The organism is Curtobacterium sp. B18, from assembly GCF_000333375.1.
Classification (GTDB): Bacteria; Actinomycetota; Actinomycetes; order Actinomycetales; family Microbacteriaceae; genus Curtobacterium.
Genome location: NZ_BACZ01000507.1, coordinates 1 through 1,975 on the forward strand (window position 1 = coordinate 1; position 1,975 = coordinate 1,975).

A 1,975-nucleotide genomic window follows, 5' to 3' on the forward strand; every position below is an offset into this window, starting at 1 on the left:
ACCGAGCGCGCCTTCGCCCATTTGTTCGACCGCTACCGGGCCGACCGCCTCGTCCCCTGATCCGTACCCCGACGGAAGCAACCGGGGTACACCAACCTGCGCCTCGGCCGCGAACCCCGCGGTGGCGCCTGGTTGTCTTCGTGGCACAGGCGCCGGGGACCCTCGGCGGTTCCCGGAGGAAGGAAGACACCATGTCGCTCGGAGACAAGGCCAAGGACGCCACCCAGAAGATCGTCGGCAAGGTCGAGGAGGCCGTCGGCAAGCACACCGACGACGCCGAGCTCAAGCACCAGGGCCAGAAGGACCAGGCTATGGGCGAGGCACGCCTCGAGACCGAGAAGGCCAAGGACAAGCTCGACGGTCACTGAGCCCGTCGAACCACGAACGCCCGCGCCGTCCGGCGCGGGCGTTCGTCGTTCCGTGCGGTCAGAAGGCGTAGCGGATCCGGCAGCTCGGCAGGTGCTCCGCGACGAGCTCGCGGAAGCGCTCGACCAGCGCCCCTTTCATCCCGGCGCGGTACCGGACGTTCACCGCACCGTTCTGGGACACCTTCTGCTCCTGCAGGTCCGGACGCCAGAGCAGTTCTTCGGCCCTGGGGTGCCAGCCGAGGTTCACCTCGTGCAGCGCCTCGTTGTGGGTGAGGAAGATGACCTCGGCCGCGAGCTGCGCCTTCGCCGCCGGTGACAGGACGTCGTCGACCCGTCGGAGCAGCTCGGTCCAGTCGGCCTCCCACGTCGGTGTGAGGACGACGGGTGAGAAGTTGAGGTGGACCTCGTACCCGGCGTCGACGAAGTCGTTCACCGCGGCGATCCGTTCGGCGACCGGGCTCGTCCGGATGTCGGTGACCTTGGCGGTCTCGTGCGGCATCAGCGAGAACCGGATCCGGGTGCGCCCCACCGGGTCCCAGTCGAGCAGGTCGCGGTTCACGTACTTCGTGGCGAAGGACGCCTTCGCGGTGGGCGACATCCGGAACAGGTCGCAGAGGTCGCGCACGTTGTCACTCAGCATCGCGTCCACCGAGCAGTCGCTGTTCTCCCCGATGTCGTACACCCACGCGTCCGGGTCGCACTGGTTCGGTTCGGTCTTCGGCCCCTGCTTCGCGATGTTCCGGGCGACGTGCTTCGTGATCTGGTCGATGTTCGCGAAGACCGTGACGGGGTTGCTGTAGCCCTTGCGCCGCGGGACGTAGCAGTACGCGCACGCCATGGCGCAGCCGTTCGCCGTCGAGGGGGCGATGAAGTCGGCGGAGCGCCCGTTCGGCCGGGTCACGAGGGACTTCTTCACACCGAGCACGAGCGCCTCGGTCTTGATGCGCACCCACCGCTGGACGTTGCGCTCGTCGCCGTGCACCTCGGGGATGTTCCAGTGCGAGGCGACGGGCACGATCTCGGCGTCGGGCCAGCGTCCGACGACCTCCTGCCCGCGCTGCAGCTCGAGGGCGGCGGGCTCGGCGTAGATCCGGCGGACGTCGAGCAGGGGGCGCGGGTGGGGTGCGGGCATCCCCGCCGTTCTACCGTGCGCCCCTGACACCGCCCACCGGATCCGCGCGCTGACCGTTCCGGTTCGCGATCCCCGGGTATCTCGAACCGGAACGGTCACCACCCCGGACGAACGCGGCGTCCGCTGCGAGACTCGAGGACATGACCGCGACCCCCGACGACCACTTCTTCGTCGTCGACGGCCGGCGGTGGCGACGGACCGATCCCGCGCTCCCGGAGGACGTCGCCGCAGCGCTCCGGTCCCATCTCGGCCGGGGTCGCAACGCGGTCGGGCAGGCCAGGCGATCGGGCGACGAGGACGCCCTCGCGGCCGCGCGGCACCGCAACGGCCTGGCGAAGCACGGGCTCGGCGAGCGCGGGCCCGAGTGGTGGAGTCGCCCCGAGGCCGACCGGATCGCCGACGCACGAGCGGCCCTGGCCGAACTCGACGCGCTCGACGGACTCCGTCGCGCGCCGTAGGTCAGGGGCGGTACTCG

The 1,975-nt window shown here is 70.4% G+C and carries 3 protein-coding genes; 2 read left to right on the plus strand and 1 reads right to left on the minus strand.

Going from position 1 to position 1,975, the window contains the following annotated elements:
* Positions 1 to 191 precede the first annotated feature (191 nt).
* Positions 192 to 368, plus strand: coding sequence for a CsbD family protein (locus I5E_RS24610; protein ID WP_022907426.1), 177 nt, complete (start codon positions 192 to 194; stop codon positions 366 to 368).
* Positions 369 to 426: 58 nt separating this feature from the next.
* Here the strand turns inward: I5E_RS24610 and I5E_RS13335 are convergent, their stop codons facing one another.
* The gene (locus I5E_RS13335) at positions 427 to 1,500 is read right to left on the minus strand and encodes a spore photoproduct lyase family protein (protein WP_022907427.1); all 1,074 of its coding nucleotides are present in this window, start codon (positions 1,498 to 1,500) and stop codon (positions 427 to 429) included.
* A 140-nt stretch (positions 1,501 to 1,640) separates the two neighbouring features.
* On the opposite strand from I5E_RS13335, the gene I5E_RS13340 reads away from it, so the two are divergent.
* Complete coding sequence (locus tag I5E_RS13340) at positions 1,641 to 1,958, plus strand: hypothetical protein (RefSeq protein WP_022907428.1); 318 nt, start codon at positions 1,641 to 1,643, stop codon at positions 1,956 to 1,958.
* Positions 1,959 to 1,975 lie beyond the last annotated feature (17 nt).